The sequence below is a fragment of the Aestuarium sp. genome (assembly GCF_023253315.1).
Classification (GTDB): Bacteria; Pseudomonadota; Alphaproteobacteria; order Rhodobacterales; family Rhodobacteraceae; genus Marivivens; species Marivivens donghaensis.
Window position 1 is genome coordinate 1 of sequence record NZ_JALRGW010000103.1, and the last position, 1,034, is coordinate 1,034.

Genomic DNA, 1,034 nt, shown 5'->3' on the forward strand with positions numbered 1-1,034 from the left:
ACTGTTTCATTTAATGGTACAGAAGTTAGACCTGTATTCAACAGTTTCAATGGTGTTTATTCACACTTACGATTTGAATTAGATACAGATCCTGAAGATAAATTGATCAAAATTTTGATAAGAAATTAATAAAAGTAAGTATGGATAAATATAAGTATGGCAGCGAGTGAAACAATATTACCATTAACAGTACACCCAGGAGACAGTAGTAATCAGACTGTAAGAGGTGACAAGTTCAAAGGAGACGGCTATTACAGTCGTGACGATGGTCTGCACACCGTGCAAATTACATTAACAAATTTTGTTGGCACAATAGAAATTGAAGGTACATTAGGAGTTGATCCAGAAGATCCATTCTATACAAACTGTAATGATGGCACCGATTGGGCTCCGGTTATTGTCGAAGAAGCGCAGTGCGTTAGCACTACAGGATTATGGGGAAGTGTTAAAGTACCATTTAAATTAGTATACGACGGTGATCCTGAAACAAGTACAAAAGTCTACAATTTTACTGGCAACTACACATGGATTAGAGCATATATCACTGAATGGGTTGGCGGCACTATAAACAGTATAAAGATGAATCACTAAGGAATAAAGATGAGCGATTTTCAATTAGTAAATGTAGGATCAAGTAGACTCGCAACAGACGGCGAATGTATTCGTGATGCGTTCATAAAAATTAACACAAACTTTAGTAATCTTTTTACGCTAGTTGGAATTACTCAAAATGTTATTACAGTAAACATTAACAACAGTCTTGTACAGACACAAAGAATTGAAATACAAAACAATTTAAGTGTTACAATGGCTATATTCCAAATTAATGTATCTAACAGTGTTTCAAACAGTTTAATTATTGACATTACCAATAGTATAGAACTTAACATAGGTGTAAGTTTTAATATTAATGTAGATAACAGTATTAATATCAATATTGATAACAGTGCTACTACTGTTACAATGAACAACACTAGTATATCAACTAACACTACAAATACTACAATTAGTAACAGTGAAACTACAAATATTAT

The 1,034-nt window shown here is 32.8% G+C and carries 2 protein-coding genes; both read left to right on the top strand.

Annotation, left to right across the window (positions count from 1 at the left end; translation table 11 throughout):
- Positions 1-156 precede the first annotated feature (156 nt).
- Positions 157-591: a hypothetical protein gene (locus AC1QQ2_RS14405; protein ID WP_479713662.1), complete on the top strand. Its 435-nt coding sequence runs from the start codon at positions 157-159 to the stop codon at positions 589-591.
- 9 nt (positions 592-600) lie between these two features.
- On the top strand, positions 601-1,034 hold a 434-nt coding region (locus AC1QQ2_RS14410), incomplete at its 3' end, for a hypothetical protein (protein ID WP_479713663.1).

Coding starts and splice junctions, on each gene's coding strand:
- AC1QQ2_RS14405 (WP_479713662.1), top strand. CDS start 157: ATGGCAGCGAGTGAAACAATATTACCATTAACAGTACACCCAGGAGAC.